Source organism: Acinetobacter sp. 789_lipA, from assembly GCF_058242845.1.
The window spans coordinates 2,522,728-2,538,273 of sequence record NZ_JBZAYS010000001.1; the positions used below are offsets into that span (position 1 = coordinate 2,522,728).

At 41.6% G+C, this 15,546-nt stretch carries 11 protein-coding genes, 2 rRNA genes and 1 riboswitch; of the genes, 8 read left to right on the plus strand and 5 right to left on the minus strand.

Going from position 1 to position 15,546, the window contains the following annotated elements; all coding sequences use genetic code 11:
• Window positions 1-244: 244 nt before the first annotated feature.
• A 23S ribosomal RNA gene (locus AC4CUZ_RS12280) occupies window positions 245-3,138 on the plus strand.
• Window positions 3,139-3,376: 238 nt separating this feature from the next.
• Window positions 3,377-3,491 (plus strand): 5S ribosomal RNA (rrf, locus tag AC4CUZ_RS12285).
• Between the two features lie 162 nt (window positions 3,492-3,653).
• Here the strand turns inward: rrf and AC4CUZ_RS12290 are convergent.
• The 5 genes from AC4CUZ_RS12290 to AC4CUZ_RS12310 all read right to left on the minus strand — a co-directional run bounded on the left by AC4CUZ_RS12290 (window position 3,654) and on the right by AC4CUZ_RS12310 (window position 9,499).
• Window positions 3,654-4,214, minus strand: a complete 561-nt coding sequence (locus tag AC4CUZ_RS12290; RefSeq protein WP_490747655.1) for a lytic transglycosylase domain-containing protein — start codon at window positions 4,212-4,214, stop codon at window positions 3,654-3,656.
• 713 nt (window positions 4,215-4,927) lie between these two features.
• Window positions 4,928-6,127 carry an acyl-CoA dehydrogenase family protein gene (locus AC4CUZ_RS12295; protein ID WP_490747656.1) on the minus strand — a complete coding sequence of 400 codons (1,200 nt, stop codon included), beginning with the start codon at window positions 6,125-6,127 and terminating at the stop codon, window positions 4,928-4,930.
• Window positions 6,128-6,144: 17 nt separating this feature from the next.
• On the minus strand, window positions 6,145-7,431 hold the full coding sequence (locus AC4CUZ_RS12300) for an acyl-CoA dehydrogenase family protein (protein WP_171065398.1): 1,287 nt from the start codon (window positions 7,429-7,431) through the stop codon (window positions 6,145-6,147).
• Between the two features lie 231 nt (window positions 7,432-7,662).
• A complete protein-coding gene (locus AC4CUZ_RS12305; protein WP_078390325.1) occupies window positions 7,663-9,036 on the minus strand; it encodes an ABC1 kinase family protein in 1,374 nt (457 codons plus the stop codon).
• A gap of 157 nt (window positions 9,037-9,193) precedes the next feature.
• Window positions 9,194-9,499: a hypothetical protein gene (locus AC4CUZ_RS12310; protein ID WP_279692592.1), complete on the minus strand. Its 306-nt coding sequence runs from the start codon at window positions 9,497-9,499 to the stop codon at window positions 9,194-9,196.
• Between the two features lie 193 nt (window positions 9,500-9,692).
• Here AC4CUZ_RS12310 and AC4CUZ_RS12315 point away from each other — a divergent pair, with 193 nt between their 5' ends.
• From AC4CUZ_RS12315 to AC4CUZ_RS12340, 6 genes are all read left to right on the plus strand, one after another.
• Window positions 9,693-10,115 carry a lysozyme inhibitor LprI family protein gene (locus tag AC4CUZ_RS12315; protein WP_490747657.1) on the plus strand — a complete coding sequence of 141 codons (423 nt, stop codon included), beginning with the start codon at window positions 9,693-9,695 and terminating at the stop codon, window positions 10,113-10,115.
• A 105-nt stretch (window positions 10,116-10,220) separates the two neighbouring features.
• Window positions 10,221-11,231: a 50S ribosomal protein L3 N(5)-glutamine methyltransferase gene (gene prmB / locus AC4CUZ_RS12320; protein ID WP_010326759.1), complete on the plus strand. Its 1,011-nt coding sequence runs from the start codon at window positions 10,221-10,223 to the stop codon at window positions 11,229-11,231.
• A gap of 15 nt (window positions 11,232-11,246) precedes the next feature.
• Window positions 11,247-12,338 carry a chorismate synthase gene (gene aroC, locus AC4CUZ_RS12325; RefSeq protein WP_234950202.1) on the plus strand — a complete coding sequence of 364 codons (1,092 nt, stop codon included), beginning with the start codon at window positions 11,247-11,249 and terminating at the stop codon, window positions 12,336-12,338.
• A 241-nt stretch (window positions 12,339-12,579) separates the two neighbouring features.
• Window positions 12,580-13,383, plus strand: a complete 804-nt coding sequence (locus AC4CUZ_RS12330) for a hypothetical protein (protein WP_490747658.1) — start codon at window positions 12,580-12,582, stop codon at window positions 13,381-13,383.
• Between the two features lie 245 nt (window positions 13,384-13,628).
• A riboswitch (glycine riboswitch) is annotated at window positions 13,629-13,715 on the plus strand.
• A gap of 132 nt (window positions 13,716-13,847) precedes the next feature.
• The gene (locus AC4CUZ_RS12335; RefSeq protein ID WP_490747659.1) at window positions 13,848-15,092 is read left to right on the plus strand and encodes a D-amino acid dehydrogenase; all 1,245 of its coding nucleotides are present in this window, start codon (window positions 13,848-13,850) and stop codon (window positions 15,090-15,092) included.
• A gap of 182 nt (window positions 15,093-15,274) precedes the next feature.
• On the plus strand, window positions 15,275-15,496 hold the full coding sequence (locus AC4CUZ_RS12340; protein ID WP_490747660.1) for a hypothetical protein: 222 nt from the start codon (window positions 15,275-15,277) through the stop codon (window positions 15,494-15,496).
• The last annotated feature ends 50 nt before the right edge of the window (window positions 15,497-15,546 follow it).

Genomic DNA, 15,546 nt, shown 5'->3' on the forward strand with positions numbered 1-15,546 from the left:
TATATTTGAGTTGAAATAATTTGTTCATACTCGTTTTTAAGATCGACATTAACAGTGATTTATTACTGATTGATGAAGGTTGAAGAAATGAGTTACTAGCGAAATTAACTGAATCAAGCGTTTTGGTATGTGAATTGAATTGAAGCTGTACAGTGTTTAAGTACACAGAGCAACAAACTGTATGATCGAGCAATCGATCTGTCCTAGTACTACTTGTAGGTGCTACGACTGTTTGGGGTTGTATAGTCAAGTAATTAAGTGCATGTGGTGGATGCCTTGGCAGTCAGAGGCGATGAAAGACGTAATAGCCTGCGATAAGCTCCGGGGAGGCGGCAAATATCCTGTGATCCGGAGATTTCTGAATGGGGAAACCCACCTGTCATAAGGCAGGTATCGTATGATGAATACATAGTCATACGAGGCGAACGAGGGGAAGTGAAACATCTCAGTACCCTTAGGAAAAGAAATCAATTGAGATTCCCTCAGTAGCGGCGAGCGAACGGGGAAAAGCCCATTAAGTCATATAAGTTCTAGTGGAATGCTCTGGGAAGTGCAACCATAGTGGGTGATAGTCCTGTACACGAAAGGGCTTATATGATGATGTCGAGTAGGGCGGGGCACGTGAAACCTTGTCTGAATATGGGGGGACCATCCTCCAAGGCTAAATACTCCTGACTGACCGATAGTGAACCAGTACCGTGAGGGAAAGGCGAAAAGAACCCCTGTGAGGGGAGTGAAATAGATCCTGAAACCGCATGCATACAAGCAGTGGGAGCCGACATGTTCGGTGACTGCGTACCTTTTGTATAATGGGTCAGCGACTTACATTCAGTAGCAAGGTTAACCGCATAGGGGAGCCGTAGAGAAATCGAGTCTTAATAGGGCGTTTAGTTGCTGGGTGTAGACCCGAAACCGGGTGATCTATCCATGAGCAGGTTGAAGGTTGGGTAACACTAACTGGAGGACCGAACCCACTGTCGTTGAAAAGCCAGGGGATGACTTGTGGATAGGGGTGAAAGGCTAATCAAACTCGGTGATAGCTGGTTCTCCCCGAAAGCTATTTAGGTAGCGCCTCGGACGAATACCATTGGGGGTAGAGCACTGTTTCGGCTAGGGGGTCATCCCGACTTACCAAACCGATGCAAACTCCGAATACCAATGAGTACTATCCGGGAGACAGACTGCGGGTGCTAACGTCCGTAGTCAAGAGGAAAACAATCCAGACCGCCAGCTAAGGCCCCAAAATTATAGTTAAGTGGGAAACGATGTGGGAAGGCATAGACAGCTAGGAGGTTGGCTTAGAAGCAGCCACCCTTTAAAGAAAGCGTAATAGCTCACTAGTCGAGTCGGCCTGCGCGGAAGATGTAACGGGGCTAAAACTATATGCCGAAGCTGCGGATTTGCAATTTATTGCAAGTGGTAGGGGAGCGTTCTGTAAGCCGATGAAGGTGTATTGAGAAGTATGCTGGAGGTATCAGAAGTGCGAATGCTGACGTGAGTAACGACAATGCGAGTGAAAAACTCGCACGCTGAAAGACCAAGGGTTCCAGTCCAACGTTAATCGGGGCTGGGTGAGTCGACCCCTAAGGCGAGGCCGAGAGGCGTAGTCGATGGGAAATTGGTTAATATTCCAATACTTCTATGTAATGCGATGAGAGGACGGAGAAGGTTAAGTCAGCCTGGCGTTGGTTGTCCAGGTGGAAGGTTGTAGGCATGTATCTTAGGCAAATCCGGGGTACTGTATGCTGAGAACTGATAGCAAGCTGTACTTGTACAGTGAAGTGGCTGATACCATGCTTCCAGGAAAAGTCTCTAAGCTTCAGTTACATAGGAATCGTACCCGAAACCGACACAGGTGGTCAGGTCGAGTAGACCAAAGCGCTTGAGAGAACTCTGCTGAAGGAACTAGGCAAAATGGTACCGTAACTTCGGGAGAAGGTACGCTGCCGACGGTGATAGGATTTACTCCTTGAGCTATTGGCAGCCACAGAAACCAGGCCCCTGCAACTGTTTATTAAAAACATAGCACTCTGCAAACACGAAAGTGGACGTATAGGGTGTGATGCCTGCCCGGTGCTGGAAGGTTAATTGATGGGGTTAGCGTAAGCGAAGCTCTTGATCGAAGCCCCAGTAAACGGCGGCCGTAACTATAACGGTCCTAAGGTAGCGAAATTCCTTGTCGGGTAAGTTCCGACCTGCACGAATGGCATAATGATGGGGGCGCTGTCTCCAGCAGAGACTCAGTGAAATCGAATTCGCCGTGAAGATGCGGTGTACCCGCGGCTAGACGGAAAGACCCCGTGAACCTTTACTGCAGCTTGACATTGAACTTTGATCTTACTTGTGTAGGATAGGTGGGAGGCTTTGAAACCGAGACGCTAGTTTCGGTGGAGCCAATCTTGAAATACCACCCTGGTAATATTGAGGTTCTAACTCTGTCCCGTTATCCGGGACGAGGACCATGTCTGGTGGGTAGTTTGACTGGGGCGGTCTCCTCCTAAAGAGTAACGGAGGAGTACGAAGGTGCGCTCAGCGTGGTCGGAAATCACGCGTAGAGTATAAAGGCAAAAGCGCGCTTAACTGCGAGACCCACAAGTCGAGCAGGTACGAAAGTAGGTCTTAGTGATCCGGTGGTTCTGTATGGAAGGGCCATCGCTCAACGGATAAAAGGTACTCTGGGGATAACAGGCTGATACCGCCCAAGAGTTCATATCGACGGCGGTGTTTGGCACCTCGATGTCGGCTCATCTCATCCTGGGGCTGAAGCAGGTCCCAAGGGTATGGCTGTTCGCCATTTAAAGAGGTACGCGAGCTGGGTTTAGAACGTCGTGAGACAGTTCGGTCCCTATCTACCGTGGGCGTTGGAAATTTGAGAGGATCTGCTCCTAGTACGAGAGGACCAGAGTGGACGAACCTCTGGTGTACCGGTTGTGACGCCAGTCGCATCGCCGGGTAGCTATGTTCGGAAGGGATAACCGCTGAAAGCATCTAAGCGGGAAGCCTACCTCAAGATAAGATTTCCCTAGGACTTTATGTCCTCTAAAGAGCCGTTGAAGACTACGACGTTGATAGGTTGGATGTGGAAGCATAGTGATATGTGAAGCTGACCAATACTAATTGCTCGTGAGGCTTGACTATACAACACCCAAACAGTTGGTGTTGTGGTTCAAATCACTGCAAACAACTTGATTTAGTTATAAAGCTAGATACATGAGCGAGAAATAAACAAACATTAATTATGTTTGTCCGAGCGCAAGACATAAAGCTATGCTTTATGTTAAAATCAACTCAAATATACCTGTTAATAACTCATTTGATGAAAGTTAGGCATACACAATGTGTAAATAAGACCCAACGAATAGTCATAAACAGTTGTGCTGGCGACAATAGCAAGAGTGAACCACCTGATCCCTTCCCGAACTCAGAAGTGAAACCTCTTAGCGCTGATGGTAGTGTGGAGTTATCCATGTGAGAGTAAGTCATCGCCAGCTCATTAATTCTAAATCCCCCTAACTCAAATGAGATAGGGGGATTTTTTTATGCAAGGAAGGTTAAATAATATAAATGAGAAAAAAGTGAAGAGCCGAGAATATGTATCTATATAAATGGTAAAAAGCCAGCATTTTCTGACTTTTATGTCATATTTAAAAAGGTCACAGAGCACCTTTTAACGTTTCTTGATGTGCTTTAACCTGTTTGGCGTATTTCTTACCTTGACGCTTCATTTTCCAACTCGAATGGTAGCCTGTTGGACCGACATTATAATAAGCCAAAGCTTTGGGCCAACTTTCTGCTTTCTGGTTATAGTTGGCAAGAATATACGTACCACAATTAATATTATTAACTTCTTCAAATAAATCGCCAGGGCAGGTTTGTTGCCAATAGCGTGGGATAACTTGAGTAAGTCCAATAGCACCAGCAGGGGAAACAGCATAATTTCTATAGCTAGACTCTTGCCTTATGACCGCTGCAACTAATAATGGATCGACATTATAGCGATCGGCACTTTGTACAATCATGGGTGCAATACGTAGTGCTGTATTGGGTTCAACAGCGTATGCCTTTTGAATACCATTGGCTAATTTTGCTGAACGCTTTTCAACGGAACCGCCACCCAGTGATGCACAACCAGTAAATATTAAAGTTGTTGTTAAAATTAAAACTGATTTAGCTTTAATATGAGGTGTTGGCAAGTATCGTTGATAATTCAGCAAACTGTATATCCATTGGTGTAATGTCTGAGAAGATCATATTGAGCTGTGCAATTACAGTCAAGTTGAGACAGAAGGTACTATTTTATGGTTTTGTTAAATCCGTACTTTATTTAAGCGAAATAGTGGCGATTAGTCAAAAATCTATATTCTTATGCGGTGAGTAGAGCCGCTTGCAAAGACAGTTCTGTCACATAAACTCAAAGTATTTAAGTTTTCCATAAGTGATTGCATGGATAAGTAAAAAATTTCTATTGCTTATAATAAATAGCCTAAGCAGAGTCTAAGCATCTAAATTTGTAAGACTGGCTATTCTCCAAATATTAGGGTGGAAATTAGGAGAATATAAATCCTAATGTAAAGACATGGTTGACGACTTATAAAAAACTTTTAAATTTCAAAAAAGAGTGATTTATACATAGCAGAAAACAGTATCGGCTATTTGTTTTATGATGATGCTCAACAAATACTATTTAAAAAATAGAGTGAGGCTACATAAAAAATTATAAGCATTCATTTAATATGAAGCATGCTTAAGAAAGTTAAACTCTGTGATTGTGGTACGCTTTTTAAGCGCAGGAAATATTTTAAGCCGTTGTTAGATAACATGAATTTAAGTCCAGTAATTTCTTCCTTTATATTATTTTCAATGTGAGGCCATAATCTTCTATTTATAAAAACCATGACTTCAACATATCCGAATGGGACGTTTTATATTATTTCAATTCGCTCGATGACTTTCCTAGTTCACGGCGTGCGATAATGAGTTGCTGAATTTGTTGCGTACCTTCAAAAATATCTAGAATTTTAGAATCTCTTGCCCATTTTTCCAAAAGCTCATCTTCGTTGTAGCCGACCGTTGACGCAAGTTCGACGCACTTAAGGGTAATTTCATTACAAATTCGACCAGCTTTGGCTTTGGAGATGGAGGCTTCTTTTGAGTTCAGTTTCTTGTTATCTGCCATCCATGCGGCTTTTAAGGTGAGTAAACGTGCCGCTTCCCATTCGGCTTCCATACGATAAATTTGGCTCGCAATATGAGTCGTCTGTAAGTATGGTGTTATATACTGAGGATCTAAATAATCGTTGAATATCTCTTTAATGCGTTCTAGTGAGGCCTTGGCACAACCTATAGCCATCGCTGCAACGAGCGGACGGGTATTATCAAAAGTTTCCATCACGCCAGCAAAACCTTTAGCAATATCAATTTCCGCATTTCCCAGTAGGTTATTGGCTGGCACTCGGCAGTCGATTAAACGAATAACTGCGGTATCAGAGGCTTTGATTCCTAGCTTAAGTTCTAAACGGTCCACTGTCATGCCAGCAGTTCCTTTAGGAATTACAAAAGATTTGATTGCTGAACGACGTAATTTTTTATCCAGAGTTGCCCAAACGACGATAGCATCGGCACGCTCCCCCGAAGTCACGAAAATCTTTTCACCATTTAAGATGTAATCATCACCATCTTTTATTGCCGTGGTGCGAATAGCGGCAGAGTCCGAGCCACAGTTTGGTTCAGTGATTGCCATAGCTGCCCATGTGTTTTTGAAGCGTTGTAATTGCTCTTCATTGGCAACAGCTGCAATTGCTGAGTTTCCCAGCCCTTGACGGGGCATTGATAGGAGTAAAGCGGTATCTCCATAACACATTTCAATTACACTTAAAGCGGTAGAGAGATTCACTCCATTTTTATTACCTTGTTCATTGGTACCTCGCTTGCCGACAGCGGCCCCTGCGTTCATACCTTCACCGCCTTCATTCATACCATCGACTAAAGATGCCAACATATCCAGTTCTTTAGGATAGCTGTGTTCAGCTTTGTCGTATTTTCGGGAGATAGGGCGAAGTACATTGATGGCCACTTGGTGGGCTTGATCAATCAGTAATTTAAATTTTTTAGGGTTTTGTAAATTCATGCCAATTTTCCTTTTTATTATGCATGTAGACCAGAGTGAACAATCGCTGTTGCACGTAAATCACGATACCAACGCTCAACAGGGTGTTCTTTGGTGAATCCGTGCCCACCTAAAATCTGTACACCATCGGTGCCAATTTTCATGGCTTTTTCGGCACAAAGTAAGCGTGCTAAATAGGCTTCACGGTGAAATGTCTGCCCAGATTCAGCTAGACTTGCGGCATTTAGAATGAGCATACGCATTGCATCAATTTCAATGGCCATATCGGCAATCATAAAAGCAACACTTTGACGATGTGAAATGGGTTCACCAAAGGCGGTACGTTCATTGGCATATTCAATACAATATTTTTTGACCGCCTCACATGTGCCGACCGCCATTGAACACCACATTAAATTGCCGAGGTCTAAAAATGCCGTGTAGTTGAAATCTTCATCACCTAAGCGTAAAGCAGGGGTTTGATTAAAAATTAAAGTTGCTGTTTCCGTTGCTTTGAGCCCCATAGCGGGAGATTTTTTAAACTGAATACTTTCATCCCGTCTGAGAATAAAAACTTCAGTTTGAGCATTAAGTTCAGCACTGACAAGGAAAATATCTGCACTTTCAGCCAATAGTACCAGTGTCTTTTCACCTTGAATAAAATATTGACCATCACGTGAAATGGCTTTGGTTTTTAACTGGTAAGGATTAAAAGCAGGCGTAACTTCTTGAATTGCAAAGCTAGCGCGAATGCTACTGTCTTGCGCAAAACTGTTTAAATATAAAGCTTGTACTTGCTCCGAACCCCATTGCGTAATGGCATTAATTACACTAAAGGTAGAGAGCATACCCGCGGCTAAACTAAAGTCACCTTTGGCCAGATGCTCCGCGATAAGCACATTACTCAGAATATTTTTCTCAGCAGCGACACCACCGAGTGCCTCAGGCAAAGCATAAAAGTTCAGACCTAGCTCTTCGATATATTGCCAAAGTTCTGTTGGAAAAGTTTCATTTTGATCGGCACTTGCGGCTAATGGGTAAAGTATATCGGCGGCAAACTGTGACATGGTGTCGATGGTCATTTGCTGATCTTCTGAATAGCTCAGATCAAATAATGATTTTTCTTGATTGTTGAGCCGTTGTTTATGTAGATCTTTATTGGCTTTAAAGGCTTTTTGTGTTTTTGATAGAGTCTTATAGCCCGCTTTTGAGCCTTGATAAAGCGATTTCTCCATAAATTTTCTAAGTTTTAATTGGTCAAGTACGTCGCTACTTGCCATTTTTGTGATCAGTGATAAGCCAAATCCCTGCGCCTTATTTACCATATTTGTCATTATTTTCATCCAGCAGAATTATTCTGTGGTTTTATGCTGACATAGCGGCACACGAATAACTATGTCATGACTGACATGACGTATTGTCAAAGATAAACGGTATGTGGCGTATTTTAAATTATTCTAATATTTTGTTTTTTAAGTTTTTTATTGAATCGTTTGGAATTGAAATGATTGATCAATTGACCAAAATGACATCGCGTCATTTTGGTCAATGTACTTTTAGATAAATTTTTTCACCATTGCGCGAACATTAGTTTTCGCTTCAATCACAGTCATAAAGGTATAAGCACCGATGAATTTACGGCTGATAAACATAAATTCTTTCGGTGGAACACTAAAATAGCGAGACGCCATCGACTTTGAAGCTTGCTGCATTACACGGCTATGAAGTTGGCTTGCTTTCCAGTCATAAGCAAAGTGCTCATCCATAACACCAGTAGGTAAGTCTGGGTTATTGCTTGGACTGCTGAATGCTTCAGTTGCAAGTAAGAAGACTTTAGCCATATCCGGTTTAATGCTTTGAGGGATAGAGTCGAAAAACTCATAGCCTGTCATTGCTTGAACCATTTCTTCACTACTATGATTAAACCCAGCATGAATGAGCTTACGTGCGACACCAAGTAAGTGTTCATCAAACTGTCGGATTGCGCCAAAATCAAGCAGAACGATTTTGTCCAAGATGTCATTGCCATTGCCTAAGCGAACGAGGTAATTACCAAAGTTCGGGTCGGTCTGCATTTCACCCCATTCAAAAATCTCGCGTACCGCAATTTCAAGTGATGCTTCGCCAAGTTTGTTGCGACGTTCTTGCGGCAGAGACAGCATGACAGGGCTGTTAATCGGCACGCCACGTTCAAATGTCATACACAATACTTGGTCTGTGCAGTAACCATCTATAATTTGCGGCACGATGTAGCGTGGGTCTTCTTTTAAGCGAGCAGCAAAGCGGCGTGTGGTTGCAGCCTCAATTTTATAATTCACTTCACGGTGCATCATCTCACGAACTTCATCGAACCATTGGTCGAATTCGCGTGTTTGCGGCACCATACGTGTCAGTTTAAGCATGTTTTTAAACAGGCTCATATCTGAGTCAATGGCTTCAGCAACGCCTGGATATTGAATTTTCAATACCATCTCTAAACCATCAGACTTACGCGTTGCACGGTGGACTTGTGCCAGTGATGCAGTGCCCAGTGGCTCATGATCGATGGTTAAATCATCTAGTTTAGAACCCAACTGGCTGTGCAGTTGCTGTTTTATCGCAGGCCACGCTAAAGCGACTGTTTGATTATTTAAAGTATTTAAGGCTTGCGTGATTTCTTCAGGTAGAAAGTGTTCACCATAAAGTGCCATCATTTGGCCAATTTTGACGATAGAACCTTTAAGTTTGCCTATTTCAGAAACAAGATAATCGGCCTGTTCTTTCATTGCTTTTTTGCGTTTCTTTTCTTTTTCTTCTTCGCTAGAAAACATAGTTGTCGCATTAGAAGCAGCCCAACGTGTTCCAGCAAGCAACGAAGCTTTGGCAATCGATAAACGACGATCCATAGAGGAGGTTTTCAGTTGTTTAAGCTTATCGTTGTGATCTGACATAATTCAGTAAAATCCTTTCATCAGCAAGGGCAGCATTTTAGATTGTAACGGATAATATCGTGTATTCACGTATTAAAAAAGTTCAACTTGCTGAATCTCGAGTTAAAAAAGGCCATAAGTGTTAAGCAACCATCTAAATAAAGCCTCATCGGGATTGTTACATGCGAAATTTTACTTTAAGCGTATTTTTCTGAATCAATTCATCTTTATGCATTTGTATGTGTTGGAGGATCATTTCTTGTACCGGTTGGTGCATAAATCCATGTGCATAACCTTTAACAATGATGATGCTCGGTAGGCTAAAAAAGAAGTATCGAGCATCTTCAATGGTTGCACATTCATAGATCCCTTGTTGCTGTAACAGCTTTTGGAAATAGGCTTTTTCAGTGTCGACATGATTGTTTTCGGTGTCATTCCAATAGCGTTCACGCATCGCCATTAAGTTGTTGTGTTTATAACTCATAAGTTTGGAGAATATTGGCAGAAGAACTCACTTTATAATAAGGCTGTTTGATCAGGTTTCAATGCAAAGCCTGTGAGTTCATGTAAAAAGCTGTGTGGTGGAAATTTTATAGAGGGCTAGTATGTTCATACAAAATAGGATGTTATATTAAAGCGCTGCAGCACGTAGATGTTGTGAATGACTAGATTAAAAAATGAATGAAGAAAATTTGCTTTGGGGAAAGGAATTGAAACAAATATTCAGTACGTTGCTTGTTGTGGGATTGTTCAGTGGTTCAGCCTATGCAATGGGCCCAACTAAAAAATATGAAGCATGCATGAAGCAAACTGGCAATGTGTTGAGTGAAATTGATGCATGCATGAGTAAAGAATATAAAGTACAAAAAAAACGCTTAAAGAAAGTATTTAAGCCGTATTTAGCGAAGACTCCTGCAGAAGAGCAAGGATTAGTTAAACAGTCTCATCAGCAATGGCTGGCGCAGCGTGATCAGATTTGTAATAACAAACCTATCGTGAAAAATGAAAAGACTGAATTACAGCGTATTTCTTGTCTGATGCAAATGACGCAAACCCGTGCAGATATGTACGAAGCACGTACAGGCCGTATCAGCAAATAAGAGCAAAGCGTATGAAAATGTGTTTGCTGCGCATCAAAACTTTATAAATCATAGAAAAACAGGGTATCATAAGGCGTTTTTATTATGACCTTGGAGACGCCTTTAGTGGATCGCCCGACTATTAGCCCTGAACATATACAGGAAGCCGCTGAAAACTTAAGCACAATTCGTGATTTTATCCGTTTTGGAGTGACAGCATTACGTCAATACGATGCACATTTAGGTCAAGGTACAGAAGACTATTTTGCTGAAAGCTCAGCTTTGGTTTTACAAACTTTATCTTTAGATTGGAATGCGGATGCTGAAATCTTAGAGTCGAAGCTACTACCAAGCGAAAAGACAGAAGTTTTAAGCTTATTAGAACGTCGTATTAATGAAAAAGTACCGACTTCGTATTTGCTTAATTTGGCTTATTTTGATGGCAAACCATATTATGTCGATGAACGAGTACTGATTCCACGTTCACCGATTGCAGAATTGATTCAAAACCGTTTTGCACCTTATTGCTTAGGTGAAAATGGACAAATGGGTGAAGCAGTCAATAACTTGCCAGAAAACCCGAATCCAAAAACGCCACAACGTATTTTAGATATGTGCACGGGTTCAGGTTGTATCGCGATTGCTTTGGCTTATGCGTACCCAGATGCAGAAGTAGATGCAACAGATATTTCTAAAGAAGCTTTAGAAGTGGCTCAAATTAACTCGGAACACCACGACAAACAGTATCAAGTGGCTTTACTTGAGTCTGACCTGTTCTCCAAAATTCCTGCTGAAAATCAATATGATCTTATCGTGTCGAACCCACCTTATGTGGACGCTGAAGACATGGCAGATTTACCTGAAGAATTCCACCATGAACCAGAATTGGCTCTGGCAGCAGGTCAAGATGGCTTAGATTTGGTTCGTAAAATGTTAGCTCAAGCGCCAGATTACTTAACTGAAGATGGTCTCATCGTGATTGAAGTGGGTAATTCTGAATGGGCAATGCGCCAAAACTTTAATACTGTTGATTTTTACTGGTTACAGTTCCAAAAAGGCGGTACAGGAATCTTTGCATTGACCGCTGCTCAATGCCGTCAATTCCGTGATTTATTCATTCAATCTGTTCAAGCATAAAAGGAGTCGTTAGACATGGCAGGTAATAGTATAGGGCAACTCTTCCGTGTAACGACTTGTGGTGAATCTCATGGTGTAGGCTTAATGGCGATTGTGGATGGTGTTCCACCGGGCCTTGAGCTTACAGCAGATGATTTACAAAAAGATTTAGACCGTCGTAAGCCGGGCACTTCTAAATTTGCGACGCAGCGCAAAGAACCTGATGAAGTTGAAATCATTTCAGGTGTGTTTGAAGGTAAAACAACAGGCACACCAATTGGTTTATTGATCCGTAACACTGATCAAAAATCCAAAGATTACGGCAATATTGCACAAAGCTTCCGTCCGGGACATGCAGATTATACTTATACACAAAAGTACGGTTTTCGTGATTACCGTGGTGGTGGCCGTTCAAGTGCGCGTGAAACGGCTATGCGTGTGGCTGCGGGTGCAATTGCGAAAAAATACTTGGCTGAAAAGTTTGGTATTTTAATTCGTGGTCATGTGACCCAAATTGGGACTGAAATTGCTGAAAAATTGGATTGGAATGAAGTACCCAATAATCCATTTTTCTGTGGCGATGTCGATGCCGTACCACGTTTTGAAGCACTTGTGACTTCATTGCGTGAACAAGGTACCAGTTGCGGTGCAAAGCTTGAAATTTTGGCTGAAAAAGTGCCTGTAGGTTGGGGCGAGCCTGTTTTTGATCGTTTAGATGCTGATATTGCACATGCCATGATGTCCATTAATGCGGTCAAAGGTGTTGAGATTGGCGATGGTTTTGCCGTTGCTGGTCAGTTTGGACATGAGAGCCGTGATGAGTTAACCACTGATGGCTTTCTTGCGAACCATGCAGGGGGCATCTTAGGCGGTATTTCGAGTGGTCAAACCATTCGTGTTGCAATTGCGCTTAAACCAACAGCGTCTATTACTACACCGGGTAAAACGATCAATATTAATCGTGAAGATACTGACGTATTAACCAAAGGTCGTCATGACCCTTGTGTAGGTGTGCGTGCGGCTCCGATTGCAGAAGCAATGCTTGCGATTGTTTTAATGGATCACTTTATGCGCCATCGTGCTCAAAATGCAGACGTCGTTGCACCATTTGCACCGATTGAATACTAGAAAATTCTCTTTATATTTAAGAGAATACACATTAAAGTCAGACTTCGGTCTGACTTTTTTTATTTACGTATGAAAGCTAATCTTAAATGTAAGAAAAGAGCTGTTGGCATATTATGCCCGCTATGGTTATCACGATACTCAGAAAACAGCATCTTACCTATTAAGTTAAGTGCCAAATTTGGTCTTACTGAGTAAGAAAATTTAGAGAGTTCATTTTTAAAAGAAAAAAAGGAAGGGGGATATGAATAAAAAAATAAGCACAGTCAGACGAGGCACCATTATATTTTTGTCATTACTCACAGTTTTGGTTATTTCATTGTTGATATACGGCTATGACAGTATGCATGACCCTGAAAAAGTTAAAGCGCGCTTATATGCTTGTGGAAAATTTGGTGATCGGCACATGCTTATTGATAAGCAGTATTTACTTTTTGGCAGAGTGACTTATCAAGGTGTGAATTATTGGGGGAAAAATATCAAAGAAGAACACGAGGCCAAAGGTTGTGATGATCAAATTCAAAGTATTGCTTTGAAAGTGAAATGGCCTGAAATGACAACGTCGAGTGAAGGCTTTAGACTAGGTTCTGAGTATAAAAATGAGATCACAATAGCATTAAACCAACGCTCAGATTGGAAAGAGGAGCAAGGAAGTAAAGACTTTTTTAATGAGTTTTTGCTTTTAAAAGAATACTTAAGAAAAGGAATGTTTTCTGGTGGGGAAGAGGTGAGTGGAGTATGGATAGATGAAACAAAAACATTTAACTCAGATTTGGGACTCTATGAAATAGAGGTAAAAAGTGATGACGGTGTTGGAAAAAAGGTGTATTGGCAGGAACGTAAAGGTAAAGGGGTAAGCCTAACCATTAAGTGTCTTTATTTTAAGGATGGGGCAACAAAATGTGAATTTAATACACATCAGCCCAATTATGGGTTTAATACGAGTTATATCACTATAAAATTTCATAGTGAGTTACTGCCGCATTGGCAAGAAATTTATCAAGATGCAGAACAACTCATTCATTCTTTTAAGGTTGAGAAAAAATAAAATGAAACATCCGAAGAGTATAGACCGTACCTATGCTCAAAGATGTTTAGATGACCTTAGGATAGCGCTAATGTCCGACAGTACGTGTCCTCTTTTAAAGCAAAAAGATAGTCATGTTAGCCAGTATAGTGCAACGCTTGTCCTAAGCTGAGGTTGTGCTCTATAAAAATAAACGAAAGATAATACTTTAAGAGCAGTTTCCAATCGGGTGATTACATGGTATATAAATTGCTCATAGAATAATAAGCATTATTGCAGGAGAGAAATGTTCTGCATTCGCCGAAGGAGCAACGACCCCGGAAACTCTCAGGCAAAAGGACTGTAATAATGAAAAAACTCTGGAGAGAAGTGTTCAATCACTCACCGAAGGGGATGGTTTAAAACATCATGGTATGTTTTAGGTCGAAGCTCTCAGGTACACATGACAGATGGGGTTGACATCAAACAATAAAAAGGAGGTGTCTATGTGTCATGTCGTTGTCATTGGTGCTGGAATTACAGGCGTCACAACTGCGTATGAATTAAGTCAACTGGGTTATCAAGTGACAGTTGTGGATCGGCATTTATTTCCAGCCATGGAAACTTCTTTTGCAAATGGTGGACAACTGTCTGCATGCAATGCGGAAGTTTGGAACCAAAAATCGACAGTGCTGAAAGGCATGAAATGGATGTCTCAAAAATCTGCTCCTTTATTGCTCAATCCTGCATTTAGTGTACATAAATATGCATGGCTGATGGAATTTTTGGGCAATATTAAACATTATGAGGCCAATACCCACGAAACAGTACGTTTGGCTTTATTGGCTCGTCAACGCTTGTTCGAAATTGCGGATAAAGAGTCAATCGATTTCAATTTAGAAAAACGTGGTATTTTGCATTTTTATCATAATAAACAAGATTATGACGTTGCCATTCGAGTCAATGATTTACTCAATAAAGGTGGACTTGAACGTTGTGGCGTAAGCAATGAAGAAATTAAGCAAATTGAGCCGACATTGACCGGCGAATATTATGCTGGATTTTATTGTGAAGGTGATGCGACGGGTGATATTCATAAGTACACCACAGGTTTGGCTGAAGTCACCAAAAAGTTAGGTGTGAAGTATCGTTTTGGTATGGATGTGACAGATATTCAGCACTTAAGCTCAGGTGTTGAAGTGAAGTTACAACCAAGTTCAGAAAATGTTGAACTGCTTCCAAATGAAGTGGAGATATTGGCTGCCGATGCTGTTGTGGTTTGTGCAGGTGTGGGTAGCTATCAATTGGCTGAATTGGTTCAAGAACGCGTCAATGTTTATCCTGTAAAGGGATATTCGATTACTGTGATGTTAAATGACGAAGAGAGTCAGCAAAATGCGCCGTGGGTGAGCTTGCTGGATGAAAGCGCGAAAATTGTAACTTCACGTTTAGGTAAAGATCGTTTCCGTGTCGCTGGCACTGCTGAGTTTAATGGCTATAACCGTGATATCCGTGCAGATCGGATTCAACCTCTTGTTGACTGGACCAATCGTAACTTTAAAGTTTCGACAGAGCATGCGGTCCCTTGGGCAGGTCTTCGCCCCATGATGCCGAATATGATGCCTGTAGTTCGCCGTGGAAAGCTAGAACGTGTGTTCTTTAATACAGGACATGGGCACTTAGGTTGGACGCTATCTGCAGCAACTGCGGCAATGATTAGTCAGGAAGTCGCGACAGCGTATCCTGTTTAATTCGAGTGTATTCTTGGATAGATAAAAACAAGTTTGCTTCGAGCTTGTTTTTATTATTTCTGTTTAATGATGTTATAATTCTGCCTTAATTTCAAAAGATTGCTCACAAATGAATACTTTAAACTTGAGCAAAAATAAGTAGTATTGTTTCAAGCAATTGATGACTAATGTGAAGGTGAATAATGATTAACATGAAAATGGCTTTGGTGGTTTTAGCTTCTGCAACAATGCTGTCGCTTGCTGCGTGTAGTGACAAAAAACAAGAGACTGAACAAACGCCAGTGGAAAGTTCAGCGGCTGAAACACCAGTAACCAATATTGAAGTTAGTCCAGAGATGATTGATGCTGCACCTTTAGAGTCTGAAGCAGCAGGTGCATCAGCACCAGCGCCTGAAGCAAAATAAGTCCAAAGATCAAAAAGCCTCCCGATGTGGAGGCTTTTTTTATGGGTGAG